Annotated in this window: 1 protein-coding gene; it reads left to right on the top strand. The window is 74.6% G+C overall.

Annotation, left to right across the window (positions count from 1 at the left end):
* Positions 1–19118: type I polyketide synthase (locus AB0950_RS39440; protein ID WP_366780697.1), on the top strand; the 19118-nt coding region annotated here is incomplete at both ends.

A 19118-nucleotide genomic window follows, 5' to 3' on the forward strand; every position in this document is an offset into this window, starting at 1 on the left:
CTGCACGTGGACGAGCCGTCCTCGCACGTCGACTGGTCGGCGGGCGCTGTCGAGCTGCTCACCGAGGTTCAGGAGTGGCCGTCGTACGAGGACCGGCCGCGCCGCGCCGCCGTGTCGGCCTTCGGTGTGAGCGGCACCAACGCCCACGCGGTCCTGGAGGAAGCGCCACGCGAGGAAGGCCCCGAGGGCACCCAGTCCGATGAGGGCCGTGAGGCCGCGACGACGCCCGTCGGTGAGCGCGTGCTGCCGTGGGTGCTGTCCACGGGCACCCCGGACGCCCTGCCCGCGCAGGCCACCCGCCTCCTCGCCCACCTGCGGGAACACCCCGACATCAGCCCCATCGACCTCGCCTGGTCGCTCGCCGCCCACCGTTCCGCGCTGCCGTACCGCGCCGCCGTCATCGGCACCGGGAACGCCGACCTCGTCGCGGGGCTCACCGCCCTCGCCGACGGGGAGCGTGCCGACGGCATCGTCACCGGCACCGCCCAGCCCGACGGCCGTACGGTCTTCCTGTTCGCGGGGCAGGGCTCCCAACGGCTCGGTATGGGCCGGGAGTTGTACGACACGTACCCCGTGTTCGCCGCCGCCTTCGACGCGGTGGACGCCGAACTGCCGTTCAGCCTGCGTGAGATCGTCTTCGGTGAGGACGCGGAGCTGCTGAACCGCACCGAGTGCGCCCAGCCCGCCCTGTTCGCCCTCGAAGTCGCCCTGTTCCGGCTGCTGGAGTCGTGGGGTGTGCGGCCCGATGTGCTCGCCGGTCACTCGATCGGTGAGATCGCCGCCGCGCATCTGGCCGGGGTGTGGTCGCTGGCGGACGCCACCCGCCTGGTCGCCGCGCGCGGCCGGCTGATGCAGGCGCTGCCCGAGGGCGGCGCCATGGTCTCCCTCCAGGCCGCCGAGGACGAGGTGCTGCCCCTCCTCGGCGACGGTGAGGATGTGGGCATCGCCGCGGTCAACGGCCCCCAGGCCGTGGTCGTCTCGGGTGCGGCGGACGCCGTGGAGCGCATCGCCGTACACTTCCGCGGCCAGGGCCGCAAGACGACCGCCCTGCGCGTGAGCCACGCCTTCCACTCGCCGCTGATGGAACCGATGCTGGCCGAGTTCCGCGCCGTCGCCGAGAGCCTCGACTACGCGGAACCCGTCCTCCCGGTCGTCTCCACCGTCACCGGCACCACCGCCACCGCCGAGGAACTGCGCTCCCCCGAGTACTGGGTGCGCCACGTCCGCCAGAGCGTCCGCTTCGCCGACGCCGTACGCACCCTCGCCGCCCGCGGCGTCACCCGCTACCTGGAACTCGGTCCCGACGGCACCCTCACCGCGCTCGCCCAGAACACCCCCGAGGCCGCGACCCAGACGGGCGGCGGCGAAGCGACCCTGTTCACGGCGACCCTGCGCAAGGACCGCGACGAGCCCGCCTCCGCCGTCACGGCGCTGGCCCGCCTCCACGCCCACGGCACCCCCGTCGACTGGGCGGCCGTCGTGCCCGGTGGCCAACGGGTCGACCTGCCCACCTACGCCTTCCGGCACCGCCGCTACTGGCTCGCGGACCACGGACAGCCCACCACCGGCACTGGCACACCCGGCACACGACCGGCCGCCGACGGCGCCGACGCCGAGTTCTGGGACGCCGTGGACCGCGGCGACCTCGGTACCCTCGCCGCCTCCCTCGGCCTCACCGCGGAGTCCCTGGACGGAGTCGTCCCCGCCCTGTCGTCGTGGCGGCGCCGCCGCCAGGAACGCGCACGCACCGACGCGTGGCTGTACCGGCCGCACTGGCAGCCGCTCGACCCGTCCTCCGACACCGCGCTCTCCGGCCGATGGCTCCTTCTGGTCCCCGAGGGCACGACCCGCGACGACCGCACCGGCACCCTGCGGACGGCCCTTTCCGCGCGCGGAGCCGAAACCACCGTCCTCGAACTCCCGGCCACGCCCGAACGCGCCGCGTTCACCGCCGAGTTGACGAACCGGGCCGCCGCCGGCGTCTCGGGCGTCGTCCTCGTCACGCCCACGACCGACGCCGATGCGGCCCAGGTCTGCGGAACCGTCGCCACGCTGCTGCAGGCGTGCGGGGACGCCGGTGTGGGCGGCCGGGTGTGGGTGCTGACGCGGGGTGCGGTGTCGGTGGGCCGTTCGGACGGTGCTCCGGATCCGGTGCAGGGTGCGGTGTGGGGTCTGGGCCGGGTGGCCGCGTTGGAGTACCCGGACCGGTGGGGCGGTGTGATCGACCTGCCCGACACCCTCGACCGTCGCGCCGCGCAGCGGCTCGTCTCCGTGCTGGCCGGCGGCGCCGCCGACGAGGACCAGGTCGCCGTCCGCCCCTCGGGCGTCTTCGGCCGCCGCCTCGAACGCGTCACCCCGGCCGCCGAGGCCGCCGCGTGGCAGCCGCGCGGGACGGTGCTCATCACCGGCGGCACGGGCGCGCTGGGCGCGCGGGTGGCCCGCTGGGCCGCGGAGCAGGGTGCCGAGCACGTAGTGCTGGTGAGCCGGCGCGGCATGGACGCGCCGGGCGCGGCCGGCCTGCGGGACGAACTGCAGGCTGCCGGTGCGCGCGTGACCGTCACCGCCTGCGACGTGGCGGACCGCGAGGCTCTGGCCGCCCTCCTTGCCGAGCACCCGGTTGATGCTGTGGTTCACACGGCGGGCGTCCTGGACGACGGCGTGATCGACGCCCTGTCCCCGGAGCGGTTCGCCGGCGTCCTGCGCACCAAGGCGCTGGGCGCGCTGCACCTGGACGAGCTGACCCGCGACCTGGACCTGGATGCCTTCGTCCTCTTCTCCTCCTTCGCCGGCAGCGTCGGCGCGGCCGGCCAGGGCAACTACGCGGCGGCCAACGCCTTCCTCGACGCGCTCGCCGAGCGCCGCCGCGCGGCCGGACTGACCGCCACCTCCATCGCCTGGGGCCCGTGGGCCGACGGCGGCATGGCCGACGACACCGCCTCCGTCGCCCGCATGCGGCGCGGCGGAGTCCTCCCACTCACCGGCGACACCGCCCTGGACGTCCTCGCCCGTACGGCCGCCCACCCGGCGCCCTCCGTCGTCGTCGCCGACCTCAACTGGGCCGACTTCGCCCCGGCGTTCACCACGACACGCCCCAGCCCGCTCATCGCGTCCCTGCCGGAAGCACGGGCGGCCTTCGAGGGCACGGGTGCCGTGTCCGAGCGCACCGGCCCCGACGACCGCGCCGGTCTCCTCGGCCGGCTGACCGGACTCACCCCCGCCGAACAGGACCGCGTCCTGCTGGAGACCGTCCAGTCCTGCGCCGCCGCCGTCCTCGGCTATTCGAACCCCGAGTCCGTCACCGCCGAGCGCGCCTTCCGCGACCTGGGCATCGACTCCCTGACCGCTGTCGAACTGCGCAATACCCTCGTCACCCTGACGGGCGTCTCCGGCCTCGCCGCGACCGTGGTGTTCGACTATCCGACGCCGGTGGCGCTGGCGCGGTATTTGCGCGAGCAGCTGCTGGGGGAGGGGGTGGACGCGGAGCCGTCGTCCACGGCGGCCGTGGCGGTCTCGGACGATCCGGTGGTGATCGTGGGGATGGCGTGCCGTTTCCCGGGTGGGGTGAGTGACCCGGAGGGGTTGTGGCGGCTGCTCTCGGAGGGCGGTGACGCGGTGGGCCCCTTCCCGGCCGAACGCGGCTGGGACCTGTCCGCCCTGTACGACCCGGAGGGCACCCGACCGGGAACCACCATGGTCGACGTGGGCGCCTTCCTCGACGGCGCGGGCCGCTTCGATGCCGGCTTCTTCGGGATGAGTCCGCGGGAGGCGTTGGCGGCGGATCCGCAGCAGCGGCTTTTGTTGGAGACGTCATGGGAGGCGTTGGAGCGGGCGGGTATCGCTCCGGGTGGTCTGCGGGGGAGCCGTACCGGTGTCTTCGCCGGTACGAATGGTCAGGACTACACGGGTGTGCTGCTGGCCTCGGGTGAGGACTTCGAGGGCCATGTGGGCACGGGGAACGCGGCGTCGGTGCTGTCGGGCCGGGTGTCGTATGTGCTGGGGCTTGAGGGTCCGGCGGTGACGGTGGACACGGCGTGTTCGTCGTCGCTGGTGGCGTTGCATCTGGCGGTGCAGGCGCTGCGTGCGGGTGAGTGCGACTTGGCGCTCGCGGGCGGTGTGACGGTGATGTCGACGCCGGGTGCGTTCGTGGAGTTCTCCCGGCAGCGGGGGCTCGCGGTGGATGGTCGGTGCAAGGCGTTCGCTCAGGGTGCGGACGGCACCGGCTGGGGCGAGGGCGTCGGTGTCCTTGTCGTGGAGCGGCTCTCCGACGCGCGCAGCAACGGGCACCGGGTGCTGGCGGTGGTCCGGGGCAGCGCGGTCAACCAGGACGGCGCTTCGAACGGGCTCACCGCGCCCAACGGTCCCTCGCAGCAGCGCGTCATCCGGGCGGCCCTCGCGAGCGCCGGGCTCAAGCCGTCGGACGTCGACGCGGTCGAGGCGCACGGCACCGGCACCTCCCTGGGCGATCCCATCGAAGCGCAGGCGCTCATCGCGACGTACGGCCAGGACCGTGAACGGCCGTTGTGGCTGGGCTCGGTGAAGTCGAACATCGGTCACACGCAGGCCGCCGCCGGTGTCGCCGGCGTCATCAAGATGGTCCTGGCGATGCAGCACGGGGTGCTACCGCGCACGCTGCATGCGGAGGAGCCGTCGTCCCGGGTCGACTGGTCGGCCGGCGCCGTCGAACTGCTCACCGACGACCAGGAGTGGTCGCTCGACGGTGACCGACCGCGCCGCGCCGCCGTCTCGGCCTTCGGCGTGAGTGGCACCAACGCCCACGTCGTCCTCGAACAGCCCGTGGGTGAGGAGCGCACGGTCGTTGAGACCGGTCCGGTGCCGTCGTTGGTGCCGTGGGTGGTGTCCGGGCGCAGCCGTGAGGCTCTGCGGGCGCAGGCCGGACGGCTGGCGGAGTTCGTGTCCGAGCGGGCCGGGGTGTCGCCGGTTGCGGTGGGTGCGGCGCTGGTGCGGTCGCGGTCGGTGTTCGAGCACCGGGCCGTGGTGTGGGGTGCCGACCGGGAGGAGTTGCTGAGCGGCCTGCGGTCCGTTGCCGCCGGTGAGTCGGCCGGCGTGGGTGCGGTGATCGGTGACGTCGGTGAGGGCGGTCGTACGGCCTTCCTGTTCGCCGGTCAGGGATCGCAACGCCTGGGCATGGGCCGGGAGTTGTATGACGAGTACCCCGTCTTCGCGGACGCCTTCGACGCTGTGTGCGCTCACCTGGACACCGAACTGCCGCGCCCGCTGCGGGAGATGGTGTTCGGCGAGGATGCCGAGGCGCTGAACCGGACCGAGTACGCGCAGCCCGCGCTGTTCGCCTTGGAAGTCGCCCTGTTCCGGCTGCTGGAGTCGTGGGGTGTGCGCCCGGACGTTCTGGCCGGTCACTCGATCGGCGAGATCGCGGCCGCGCATGTGGCTGGTGTGTGGTCGCTGGCCGATGCGTGCCGCCTGGTAGCAGCGCGCGGGCGGTTGATGCAGGCGCTCCCGGCAGGGGGTGCGATGGTGGCGGTGCAGGCCTCGGAGGACGAGGTGCTGCCGCTGCTCGGTGAGCAGGTGGGCATAGCGGCGGTCAACGGCCCGCAGGCGGTGGTGATTTCGGGTGCCGCAGAGGCTGTCGAAGAGATCGCCGAGCGCTTCCGTGCCCAGGGCCGCAAGGTCACCGCTCTGCGCGTGAGCCACGCCTTCCACTCCCCGCTCATGGAGCCGATGCTCGCCGACTTCCGCGAGGTCGCGCGGAGCCTGTCGTACGATCGTCCCAAGCTGCCCATCGTCTCCACGGTGACCGGTGTGTCCGCCACAGTCGAGGAGCTGACCTCCCCGGAGTACTGGGTCGACCACGTCCGCCGTACCGTCCGCTACGCCGACGCCCTGCGCACGCTGGCCGACGAGCACGCCACCGCACGCTTCCTGGAACTCGGCCCCGACGGCGCCCTCACGGCGCTCGGTCAGGACTGTGTCGAGGACGGAAAGCTGTTCGTCCCGGTACTGCGCAAGGACCGTTCGGAAGCCGTGTCCGTGGTGTCAGCGGTGGCCGCCGCGTTCACCCGCGGCGCCGAGGTCGACTGGTCGCGGGCGTTCCCGGCCGTGGAGCCGGTGGAGCTGCCGACGTACGCCTTCCAGCACGAGACGTACTGGCCGGCTCCCGCGCAGCCGAAGGCCGCCGTCGGAACGGGTGGCGAGATCGACGCCCGGTTCTGGGAGGCGGTCGAGCGGGAGGATCTGGAGTCGCTGGCGGGGGAGTTGGACCTGGAGCGGGATGTCGTGGGCGCGGTGCTGCCCGCCCTGACCTCCTGGCGCCGCCGGAGCCGCGAAGAGGCCGACCTGGACGCCCTGCGGTACCGCATCGACTGGCGGCCCCTCGCCGACGTCCCCGCCTCCGCCACCCTCCCCGGGCGCTGGCTGGTGATCGAGCCGGCCGCACACGCCGATGAGACCTGGGCGCAGTCGGTGATCGACGCGCTCACCGCCCGCGGCGCCGAGGTGGAGCGACTGACGCACGAGACCGGTGCGGACCGTGCCGAGCTGGCCGCGCGCCTCGAAGATGTCGGACCGGTCGCGGGCGTGGTGTCCCTGCTGTCCCTCACGAACGAAGGCCGGGGCGACGCTGCCCCCTTGGCCGTCTCGGCCTGCCTCACCCTTGTCCAAGCTCTGGACGACGCCGACGTGACGGCACCGCTGTGGGTGGTGACCCGTGCCGCTGTGTCGGTGGGCCGGTCCGACGGTGCCGTGGACGCCGTACAGGCCGCCGTCTGGGGCCTGGGCCGTGTGGCCGCGCTGGAGGCGTCCGGTCGCTGGGGCGGCCTGATCGACCTGCCCTCGCTGGTCGACGGCCGTACGGCGGGCCGTCTCGCGGCGGTGTTGGCTGGTGTGGGTGATGAGGATCAGGTGGCGGTGCGGGCGTCGGGGGTGTTCGGGCGCCGGCTGGAGCGGGTGCCCGCGGCTGCCGCGGATGCGGCTGTGTGGCGGCCGCGTGGCGCGATCCTGATCACCGGGGGTACGGGCGCGTTGGGCGCCCACGTGGCCCGCTGGGCTGCCGAGAATGGTGCCGAGCACCTGCTGCTCGTCAGCCGCCGTGGCCTCGATGCCCCGGGCGCCGCTGAGTTGCGGGATGAGCTGGCGGCCACCGGCGCGCGGGTGACGATCACCGCCTGCGATGTGGCCGACCGCCAAGCGGTGGAGGCTCTTCTCGCCGAGTATCCGGTGGATGCGGTCGTGCACGCGGCCGGTGCGGTGGTGAATGTGCCGCTGGAGGAGATGACGGCCGAGGAGCTTGCCGAGGTGTGGGCGGGCAAGGTGACCGGTGCCGTGAACCTCGACGCTGCGTTGGGGGAGCGGGCGCTTGACGCGTTCGTGGTGTTCTCTTCCATCGCCGGTGTGTGGGGCAGTGGTGGTCAGGCCGGTTATGCGGCGGCCAATGCCTTCCTGGACGGGCTGGTGCAGGCGCGTCGTGCGCGTGGGCTTGCGGGTACGTCGGTGGCGTGGGGGCCGTGGGCTGAGAGCGGTATGGCGGCCGGCGTGGAGGCTGTGGAGGCGTTGCGGCGGCGGGGTCTGGTGGCGTTGGAGCCGGCGCGTGCGGTGCGGGCGCTGGGCCGGGTCGTGTCCGGTGCCGAACCGGTGGTCGTGGTCGCGGATGTGGACTGGGCCCGGTTCACCCCGGCGTACACCAGCGTGCGTCCCAGCGCCCTGCTGACCGGCGTACCCGAGGCACAGGCGGCCACCGCCGAGATCTCGGGCACCGGTGCCGGCGACACGGACGGTTCGGACCTGCGTGACCGGTTCGCCGGCCTGTCGGGCCCCGAACTCGACCGTGAGCTACTGGAGTTGGTGCGCGGCGCTGCCGCCGCCGTGCTCGGGCACACCGGCGTCGGTGCGGTGGAGGCCACCCGGTCCTTCCGCGACCTCGGCTTCGACTCCCTGACCGCTGTCGAGCTGCGCAACCGGCTCTCCGCCGAGACCGGTCTGAAGCTGCCCAGCACCCTCGTCTTCGACCACCCGACCCCGGCCGCCCTCGCCCGCCTGCTGCATCGGGAACTGTTCGCTGACGACCACGGCACGCAGGAAGCCGGACGGCTGCCCGTCGCCGCCACCTCGACCACGGACGACCCGGTGGTCATCGTCGGCATGGCCTGCCGCCTGCCCGGCGGTGTGAGCGGCCCGGACGACCTGTGGCGCCTGGTCGTCGAGGGAACGGACGCGATCTCGGAGTTCCCCACCGACCGCGGCTGGGACCTCGACGCGCTCTACGGCTCCACCGGCGGCGGAAGCGACACCGACGGTGACGGTGGCGGCGATGGTGACGGTGGCCGCCGAGGCCGCAGCCACACCCGCGCCGGCGGTTTCCTCGCTGACGCCGCGCAGTTCGACCCCGGCTTCTTCGGCATCTCGCCCCGCGAGGCCCTCGCCGTCGACCCGCAGCAGCGGCTGCTGCTGGAGGCGTCCTGGGAGGCGCTGGAGCACGCCGCCATCCGGCCGGACTCGCTGCACGGCAGCCGTACCGGCGTGTTCGTCGGCGCCGGCAGCTCCGGCTACGGCGCCGGACTGCGCGAGGTGCCCGAGGGGCTCGACGGACAGCTGCTGACCGGTGTCGCCGGCAGCGTGGTCTCCGGCCGTGTCGCCTACACCTTCGGCTTCGAGGGGCCGGCCGTCACCGTCGACACCGCCTGCTCGTCCTCCCTCGTCGCGCTGCACCTCGCCGCGCAGTCCCTGCGGTCCGGCGAGTGCGACCTCGCCCTGGTGGGCGGCGTCACGGTGCTCGCCGACCCGGGCGCCTTCGTCGAGTTCAGCGCGCAGGGCGGGCTCGCGGCGGACGGCCGGTGCAAGGCGTTCTCCGACGATGCCGACGGCACCGGCTGGGCCGAGGGTGTCGGCGTCCTCGTCGTCGAACGGCTGTCCGACGCCCGTCGCAACGGGCACGACGTGCTGGCGGTGATCGCCGGTTCGGCCGTCAACCAGGACGGCGCGTCCAACGGGCTCACCGCGCCCAACGGGCCCGCCCAGCAGCGCGTCATCCGCGCCGCCCTGGCGTCGGCGGGCCTGACCCCGGCCGACGTGGACGCCGTCGAGGCCCACGGCACCGGCACGACGCTCGGCGACCCGATCGAAGCGCAAGCCCTGCTCGCCACGTACGGCCAGGACCGCGAACGACCGCTGTACCTCGGCTCGTTGAAGTCGAACATCGGGCACACGCAGGCCGCCGCCGGTGTCGCCGGTGTCATCAAGATGGTGCTCGCCCTGCGGCACGGAGTGCTGCCGCGCACCCTGCACGTGGACGAGCCGTCCTCGCACGTCGACTGGTCGGCCGGTGACGTCGCCCTGCTGACGGAGAACACCGACTGGCCGCAGTCCGAGGGTCGTCCCCGCCGCGCCGGTGTGTCCGCGTTCGGCGTGTCCGGCACCAACGCCCACGTGGTCCTGGAGCAGCCGGAACCCGCACCGGCCGACGAGTCCTTCGCCATCACCCCCGAGCCGCCCCTGCTGCCCTGGCTCGTGTCCGGCCGTACCCGCGCCGCGCTGCGCGCCCAGGCCGAGCAGCTGGCCGGTTTCGTCGAGGCGCGCCCCGGCACCGCCGAGATCGAGGTCGCCGCGTCCCTCGTCCGCACCCGCTCGGTGTTCGAACACCGAGCCGTCGTCCTCGGCGCCGACCGCGACGAACTCCTGCGCGGACTGCGCGCGGTCGCCGGGGACGAGGCGGCGGCCGGCGCCGTCGTCGGCTCGGCGCTCACCGATGGCCGCACCGCCTTCCTGTTCGCCGGTCAGGGCTCGCAACGCGTCGGTATGGGCCGTGAGTTGTACGAGACCTATCCGGTCTTCGCGGACGCCTTCGACGCGGCCTGCGCTCACCTGGACACCGAACTGCCGCGCCCGCTGCGTGAGGTCGTGTTCGGCGAGGACCAGGAGACCCTGAACCGCACCGAGTTCGCGCAGCCCGCCCTCTTCGCCTTCGAAGTGGCCCTGTTCCGGCTGCTGGAGTCGTGGGGTGTGCGCCCGGACGTGCTGCTGGGGCACTCCATCGGTGAGCTGGCCGCCGCGCATGTGGCCGGGGTGTGGTCGCTGGCGGACGCGTGCCGGCTCGTCGCCGCGCGCGGCCGGCTGATGCAGGCCCTCCCCGTCGGCGGGGCGATGGTGTCGCTGCAGGCATCGGAGGAGGAGGTCCTGCCGCTGCTCGCCGGCCGTGAGGCCGAGGCCGGCATCGCCGCCGTCAACGGGCCGCTCTCCCTCGTGGTGTCCGGCACCGAGGACGCGGTGCGGGAGGTCGCCGCCGCCGTCGAGGCGCTCGGCCGGCGCACCCGGCGGCTGCGCGTCAGCCACGCCTTCCACTCCCCGCTGATGGAACCGGTCCTCGCCGACTTCCGTGCCGTCGCCGAGACCCTGTCGTACGCCGCGCCCCGGATCCCCGTCGTCTCCGACGTCACCGGGGCGCCCGCCACCACCGAGGAACTGACCTCCGCCGAGTACTGGGTGCGGCACGTCAGGGACGCGGTGCGCTTCGCCGACGGGGTGACCGCGCTCGCCGCCCAGCACGTCACCCGCTGCCTGGAACTCGGCCCCGACTCCACCCTGGCCACCCTGGCCGCGTCCTGCCCGGACCTGGCCGAAGCCCTGCACGTGCCCGCGCTGCGCGACGACCGTCCCGAGCCGCGCGCCCTGCTGGAGGCCGCCTCCGCGCTGTTCACCCATGGCGCGGACGTCGACTGGACGGCCGTCCTGCCCGCCCTGGCCCGGGCGCCGCGGACCGCGCTGCCCACCTACGCCTTCCAGCGCCGCCGCTACTGGCTTGAGGTGCCCGCCGGTTCCGGTGACGCCTCGGCGCTGGGGCTCGACGCCACCGGCCACCCGCTGCTCGCGGCCGCCGTGCGGGCCGCGGACAGCGACGCGGTCGTCCTCACCGGACGGCTGTCGCTGCGGTCCCAGCCGTGGCTGGCTGACCACCGGCTCGGCGGCCACGCCGTCGTGCCCAGCACCGCCTTCCTGGAACTCGCCGTCCACGCGGGCGACCAGGTGGGCTGCGACGAGGTGCGCGACCTCACCTTGCAGGCGCCGCTGACCGTGCCCGAGCGCGGCGCGGTCCGCCTCCAGGTCCGCGTCGGCGAACCCGACGCACGCGGCACCCGGCCCGTCGCCGTCTACTCCGGTGCTGACGACACGCCGGACGACCGGACCGTCTGGACGCGCCACGCCGAGGGGCTGCTCGCGCCCGCCGGCACCACCACCGCGCAGACGGACACGCCGCTCGCCGAGTGGCCCCCCGCCGGTGCCGAACCCGTCGAGATCGGCGACCTCTACGACCGTCTCGCCGCCGGCGCCGGCCCGGTGTACGGCCCGGCGTTCCGCGCGCTGAGCGCCGTATGGCGGCACGGCGACGACGTGTACGCCGAGGTCTCCCTCCCCGACGGGGAGCGGGACAGCGCGCGGCGGTTCGGCCTGCACCCGGCGCTGCTCGACGCGGCCCTGCAGCCCCTCGGACTCGGCCTGCCCGCCGGGCTCGACGACGGACTGCTGCTGTTCGCGTGGCAGCGCGCCACCCTCCACGCCGACGGCGCCGGCACCCTGCGGGTGCGGCTCACCCGGTCCGGCGAGAACACGCTGACCCTGCTCGCCGCCGACACCTCCGGCCGGCCCGTCCTCACCGTCGACTCCCTGCGGCTGCGCCCCGCCGCCGTCGCCGAGCAGGCCCCGGCGGAGAGCCCCGGCCGTACGGACTCCGCGCCCACCACCGCTCCCGCCCGTGCGCGGCGCCGTCGCGCCGCCGACGACTCCGGGGACGCGGCTCAGGGCACGGGGCTCGTGGACCGGCTCGACGGCCGTTCCGCCGCCGAACGGCAGCGCGTCCTGCTGGACCTCGTCCGCCGCACCGCGGCCGCCGTCCTGAACTACGCCGACGTCGACGAGGTGGAACCCGGCCGGGTCTTCAAGGACCTCGGGTTCGCCTCCATCACCGCCGTCGAACTGCGCAACCGGCTCAGCGCCGACCTCGGCGTCCTGCTGCCCGCCACCCTCGTCTTCGACCACCCCACCCCCCTCGCGCTCGCCGCGCACCTCGACACCGAACTCTTCGGCACGGCAACCGACTTGGAGGCGCCCGTCGCCGCCCGCGCCCGCCTGGACGACGACCCGGTCGTCGTGGTCGGCATGGCCTGCCGCTACCCGGGCGGCATCACCAGCCCGGAGGAGCTGTGGGAGCTGGTGGTCAACCGGGGCGACGGCATCTCGCCGTTCCCCACCGACCGCGGCTGGGACCTGGCGAAGCTGTACCACCCGGACCCCGACAACCCGGGCACCTGCTACGCCCGCGAAGGCGGCTTCCTGCACAACGCGAGCCACTTCGACCCCGGCTTCTTCGGCATCTCCCCGCGTGAGGCGCTGGCGATGGACCCGCAGCAGCGGCTGCTGCTGGAGACCTCCTGGGAGGCGCTGGAGCGGGCCGGCATCGACCCGGCGTCCCGGCGCGGCAGCCTCACCGGCGTCTTCGCCGGCGTCACCTACCAGGACTACGTCGGCATCCTCGGCGCCGCGAAGGACAGCTTCGAGGGGTACATCGGCACCGGCAACTCGCCGAGCGTCCTGTCCGGCCGCATCGCCTACGCCCTCGGCCTCGAGGGACCGGCGCTCTCCGTCGACACCGCCTGCTCCTCCTCCCTCGTCGCCCTGCACCTCGCCGTGCAGTCCCTGCGCCAGGGCGAGTGCGACCTGGCGCTCGCGGGCGGTGTCACCGTGATGTCGACGCCGGGCTCGCTCATCGAGTTCAGCCGGCAGCGCGCGCTCGCCGAGGACGGCCGCTGCAAGCCGTTCTCCGCGGACGCCGACGGCGCCAGCTGGGCCGAGGGCGTCGGCATGGTCGTCCTCGAACGGCTCTCCGACGCCCGGCGCCACGGCCACCCGGTCCTCGCCGTCGTCCAGGGCAGCGCCCTCAACCAGGACGGCGCCTCCAACGGCCTGACCGCGCCCAACGGCCCCTCCCAGCAGCGCGTCATCCGCGCCGCCCTGGCCGCCGGCGGCCTCGCCCCGGCCGACGTCGACGCCGTCGAGGCCCACGGCACCGGCACCACCCTCGGCGACCCGATCGAGGCGCAGGCCCTGATCGCCGTCTACGGCCAGGACCGGCCCGCGGACCGGCCGCTGTGGCTCGGCTCGCTGAAGTCCAACATCGGCCACGCGCAGGCGGCGGCCGGTGTCGGCGGCGTCATCAAGATGGTCATGGCCCTGCGTCACGGCGTCCTCCCGGCCACCCTGTACGCCGAGACGCCGACCCCCGAGGTCGACTGGTCCGCGGGTACCGTACGGCTGCTGGAGGAGGCCGTGCCGTGGCCCGGGACGGGCCGCCCGCGCCGTGCCGGCGTCTCCTCCTTCGGCATGAGCGGCACCAACGCGCACGTCATCCTCCAGCAGGCCCCCGACGACACCGCCGGGAGCCGTGCGCACGAGACCGGCCAGGGCGACGACGCCGAGCGCGCCGCGCAGCTGCCGCTCGTCCCCGCGCCGCTGTCCGCCCGCACCTCCGAGGGGCTGCGCGCGCAGGCCGGCCGGCTCCTCGCGCACCTGCGCGAACACCCCGGCGCCGGCCTCGCCGACCTGGCGCTCTCGCTGGCCACCACGCGCACCGCGTTCGAGCACCGCGCCGTCGTCCTCGCCGCCGACCTCGACGGCCTGGAGCGCGGCCTGCGCGACCTCGCCGAGGACCGCATGGTCAGCGACGTCGTCCGCGGCGTCGACCGGCGCGGCACCGGACCCGTCCTCGTCTTCCCCGGCCAGGGCGCCCAGTGGCCCGGCATGGGCCGCGAACTCCTCGGCACCGCACCGGAGTTCGCCCGCCGGATCGCCGAGTGCGAGGAAGCCCTCGCCCCCTGGGTGGACTGGTCGCTGACCGCCGCCCTGCGCGGCGGGCCGGACGCGCCCGACCTCGACCGGGTGGACGTCGTCCAGCCTGTCCTGTGGGCCGTCATGGTCTCCCTCGCCCACCTGTGGCGCGCGCACGGCGTCGAACCCGCCGCGGTCGTCGGACACAGCCAGGGCGAGATCGCCGCGGCCGTCGTCGCCGGCGCGCTGTCCCTTCAGGACGGCGCCCGCGTGGCCGCCCTGCGCAGCAAGGCGATCACCGCGATCGCCGGTGACGGCGGCATGATGTCCGTGCCGCTCCCCGCCGACCAGGTGCGCCCGCGGCTGGAGCGCTTCGGCGACCGGCTCGCCGTGGCCGCCGTCAACGGCCCCGGCTCGGTCGTCGTCTCCGGCGCCGCCGACGCCCTGGACGAACTGTTCGCCGAACTGACCGGCGAAGGCGTCCAGGCCCGCAAGGTCGCCGTCGACTACGGCAGCCACTCCACGCACGTCGAACCCCTGCGCGGCCGGATCCTCGACGCGCTCACCGGGCTCGAGCCCCGCCCCGCCGACATCCCCTTCCGGTCCTCGGTGACCGGCGACTGGCTCGACGACGACACCGTCCTCGACGCCGCCTACTGGTACACCAACCTGCGCGAGACCGTCCGCTTCGAGGACGCCGTGCGCGGCCTCCTCGCGGCCGGCCACCGCGCTTTCATCGAGGTGTCCCCGCACCCCGTCGTCGCGTTCGGGCTGCGCGAGACCATCGAGGACGCCGCCGCCGACGCCGTCGTCCTCGGCACCCTGCGCCGCGACCAGGGCGGCCACGACCGGTTCCTGACCTCCCTCGCCGAGGCCTACACGCAGGGCGTCCACGTCGACTGGCACAGCGTCTTCGCCGGCACCGGCGCCCGCCGCGTCGACCTGCCCACCTACGCCTTCCAGCGGACGCGGTTCTGGCCCGAACTGCGGGACGACCTCGCCGACACCGCCGCCGGCCCCGACGCCGGCGCCACCGACGAGGTGGAGAGCCGCTTCTGGCGGACCGTGGAGGAACAGGACCTCCAGGCCCTCACCGCCACCCTCGACCTCGGCGGCGACACCCCGCTGCGCGAGGTGCTGCCCGCGCTGTCCGCCTGGCGGCGCAACAGCAGGGTGCAGTCCACCGTCGACGGCTGGCGCTACACCGTCGGCTGGACCCCGCTCACCCAGGACACCGCGGGCGCACCCCCGGCCGGCACCTGGCTCCTCGCCGTGCCCGCCGCCGGTCACCCGCTGGCCGACGCCACCCGGCAGGCCCTCACCGGCCACGGCGTCCCCGTACGCGTCGTCACCGTCGACGGCGCCGCCCCCGGCAGCGACCGCACGGGCCTGGCCGCCCTGCTCACCGACGCCCTCACCGGCACCGGCGACCGAGACGCCCTCACCGCGGACGACCTGGGCGGCGTCCTGTCGCTCCTCGCGCTCGACGAGACCCCGCACCGCGACCACCCGTCCGTGCCCGCCGGCCTCGCCGGCACCCTCGCCCTGCTCCAGGCGCTCGGCGACCTCGGGATCACCGCACCCCTGTGGTGCGCCACCCGCGGCGCCGTCGCCGTCACCGGCGCGGAGCACGTCCTCAGCGCACCCCAGGCCCTGGTCTGGGGCCTCGGCCGGGTCGCCGCCCTCGAACACTCCGACCGCTGGGGCGGCCTGATCGACCTGCCCGCCGACCTCGACCGGCGCGCCGGTGACCGGCTGTGCGCGCTGCTCGCCCGCCCCGACGGCGAGGACCAGACCGCCGTACGCGCCTCCGGCACCTACGGCCGACGACTGCACCGCGCCCCGCTCGCCGGCGCCACCCCGCCCGGCGAGCCGTGGCGCCCGCGCGGCACCGTCCTCGTCACCGGCGGCACCGGCGCGGTCGGCGGACACGTCTCCCGCTGGCTCGCCTCCCTCGGCGCCGACCACCTGCTGCTCACCAGCCGCCGCGGCGCCGACGCGCCCGGAGCGGCCGAGCTGCGCGACGAACTGACCGCCCTCGGCGCCGGCCGCGTCACCATCGCCGCCTGCGACGTCACCGACCGGGACGCCCTGCGCGCCCTGCTCGACACGATCCCCGAGGACCAGCCGCTCGACGCGGTGCTGCACGTCGCCGGGCACCTCGACGACGGCGTCATCGACGCCCTCGACGCCGGCCGCATGGACCCGGTGCTGCGCACCAAGGCCACTGCCGCCGTCCACCTGCACGAACTGACCGCCGGCCTGGATCTGTCCGCGTTCGTCCTGTTCTCCTCGACGTCCGGCACCATCAGCGGCCCCGGCCTGGGCAACTACGCCCCCGGCAACGCCTTCCTCGACGCGCTCGCCGCCCGGCGCCGCGCAGAGGGCCTGCCCGCCACCGCCGTCGCCTGGGGCCACTGGGCCGACGGCGGCATGGGCGAGGGCGCCGTCGGCGAACGCCTGCGCCGCTACGGCGTCTACGACATGCAGCCCGAACTGGCCTGCCAGGCACTGCAGCAGGCACTCGACCACGGCGAGACCTACCTCGCGGTCACCGACATCGGCTGGGAACGCTTCGCACCCGCCTTCACCGGCTCCCGCCCCAGCGCCCTGCTGCGCGACCTGCCCGACGCCCAGCGCGGCCTCGCCCCCGCGCACGGCACCGCGTCCGGGCAGAACGCGGCCGACGCCTTCGGCGCGGACGCCACCGACGGGGACCGGCCCGCGCTCGTCCGCCACCTGGCCGGACTGACCGGCGCCGAACGCGCCGACGCCGTCCTCGACGTCGTCCGCGGCTACGTCGCCACCGTCCTCGGCTATCCCGGACCGCAGGCCGTCGAGCCGACCCGCGCCTTCAGCGACCTCGGCTTCGACTCGCTGAGCGCCGTCGAACTCCGCAACGGCATGAACAGGATCACCGGGCTGCGCCTGCCCGCCACCCTGGTCTTCGACCACCCCAACTGCGCCGACCTCGCCCGCATGCTGCTCGCCGAACTCGGCGACACCACGGGCGGCGACGACCGGCTGCCCGCCCCGGCGGGCCCCGCCGCCACCTCGACCGCGACCGGCGACGACCCGATCGTCATCACCGCGATGAGCTGCCGCTTCCCCGGCGGCGCCGACTCCCCGGAGGAGTTCTGGCGGCTGCTCGCCGACGGCACCGACGCCATCGCACCGTTCCCGGCGGACCGCGGCTGGGACGTCGACAACCTCTACCACCCCGACCCCGACCACCCCGGCACCTGCACCGCCCGCGAAGGCGGATTCCTGCGGGACATGGCCGGCTTCGACCCCGGCTTCTTCGGCGTCTCCCCGCGCGAGGCGCTGGCGATGGACCCCCAGCAGCGGCTGCTGCTGGAGTTGGCCTGGGAGGCGTTCGAACGCGCCGGGATCGACCCGACGACTCTGCGCGGCTCCCGCACCGGCGTCTTCGCCGGCACCAACGGCAACGACTACACCCCGCTCCTCGTCGCCTCCGGCGAGGACGTCGGCGGCCACCTCGGCACCGGCAACGCCGCGAGCATCGTCTCCGGCCGCGTCTCCTACGTGCTCGGCCTGGAAGGCCCCGCGGTCACCGTCGACACCGCCTGCTCCGCCGCCCTGGTCGCCCTCCACCTCGCCGTGCAGGCGCTGCGGGCGGGGGAGTGCGACCTGGCGCTGGCCGGTGGTGTGACGGTGATGTCGACTCCGGGTCTGTTCCTGGACTTCTCGCGGCAGCGGGGTCTGGCGTCGGATGGCCGGTGCAAGGCGTTCTCGGACGCGGCGGATGGTGCCGGGTTCTCCGAGGGTGCTGGTCTGGTGCTGGTGGAGCGGTTGTCGGATGCGCGGGCGTCGGGGCGCCGGGTGCTGGCGGTGGTGGCCGGCAGTGCGGTGAACCAGGACGGTGCGTCCAATGGTCTGACGGCGCCGAACGGTCCGTCGCAGCAGCGGGTGATCCGGCAGGCGCTGGCGTCGGCGGGGCTGAGGCCGTCGGATGTGGATGCGGTGGAGGCGCATGGCACGGGCACGTCGTTGGGTGACCCGATCGAGGCGCAGGCGATCCTGGCGACGTACGGCCAGGATCGTGAGCGGCCGGTGTGGCTGGGTTCGGTGAAGTCGAACATCGGTCACACGCAGGCTGCCGCGGGTGTGGCGGGTGTGATCAAGATGGTGCTGGCGTTGCAGCACGGTGTGCTGCCGCGCACGCTGCACGCCGAGCAGCCGTCCTCGCACGTGGACTGGTCCGCCGGTGCGGTGGAACTCCTTGACGACCACGCCAAGTGGCCGCGCACCGAGGGCCGGACCCGCCGAGCGGGCGTGTCCTCCTTCGGGCTCAGCGGCACGAACGCGCACGTGGTGCTGGCGGAGCCGCCGGTCGAGGAGGTGCCCGAGGAGGTCACGGGTGACGCCGGTGGCCTGATCCCGTGGGTCGTTTCGGGTCGTACGGCCGCTGCGCTACGGGATCAGGCGGGGCGGCTGGCGGAGTTCGTCACCGGCGACGAGAGCCTGGCGGTCGCTGGAGTGGCGTCGTCGCTGGTGCGGTCGCGGTCGTTGTTCGAGCACCGGGCCGTGGTGTGGGGTGCGGGCCGGGAGGATCTGGTGCGGGCGCTGCGGGCGGTCGCTGCGGGTGAGGAGGCGGTGAACGCGGCGACGGGCTCGGCCCGGCGTGATGTGCGCACCGCGTTCCTCTTCGCGGGCCAGGGGTCCCAGCGCCTGGGCATGGGCCGGGAGTTGTACGAGGCGTACCCGGTCTTCGCGGACGCCTTCGACGCGGCCTGCGCTCACCTCGACACCGAACTGCCGCGTCCGCTGCGGGAGATCGTGTTCGGCGAGGACCAGGAGGTGCTGAACCGCACGGAGTACGCGCAGCCCGCGCTGTTCGCCCTGGAAGTGGCCCTGTTCCGGCTGCTGGAGTCGTGGGGCGCACGGCCCGACGTGCTCGCCGGTCACTCGATCGGTGAGATCGCCGCCGCGCATGTGGCCGGGGTGTGGTCCCTGGCGGACGCCTGCCGTCTGGTGGCGGCGCGCGGTCGGCTGATGCAGGCCCTTCCGGCGGGCGGTGCGATGGTGTCGCTGCAGGCGTCGGAAAACGAGGTCCGGCCGTTCCTCGATGACGTGCGCGTGGGCCTGGCCGCAGTCAACGGCCCGCAGGCGGTGGTGATCGCCGGCACCGCCGAGGCCGTCGAAGAGGTGGCGGCGCACTTCCGGGCCCAGGACCGCAAGGCCACCGCTCTGCGGGTCAGCCACGCGTTCCACTCCCCGCTGATGGAGCCGATGCTCGCCGACTTCCGCAAGGTCGCCGAGAGCCTGACCTACGAGCAGCCGAAGCTGTCGTTCGTGTCCACCGTGACGGG

This window comes from Streptomyces sp. NPDC007189, assembly GCF_040703635.1.
Taxonomy (GTDB): domain Bacteria; phylum Actinomycetota; class Actinomycetes; order Streptomycetales; family Streptomycetaceae; genus Streptomyces.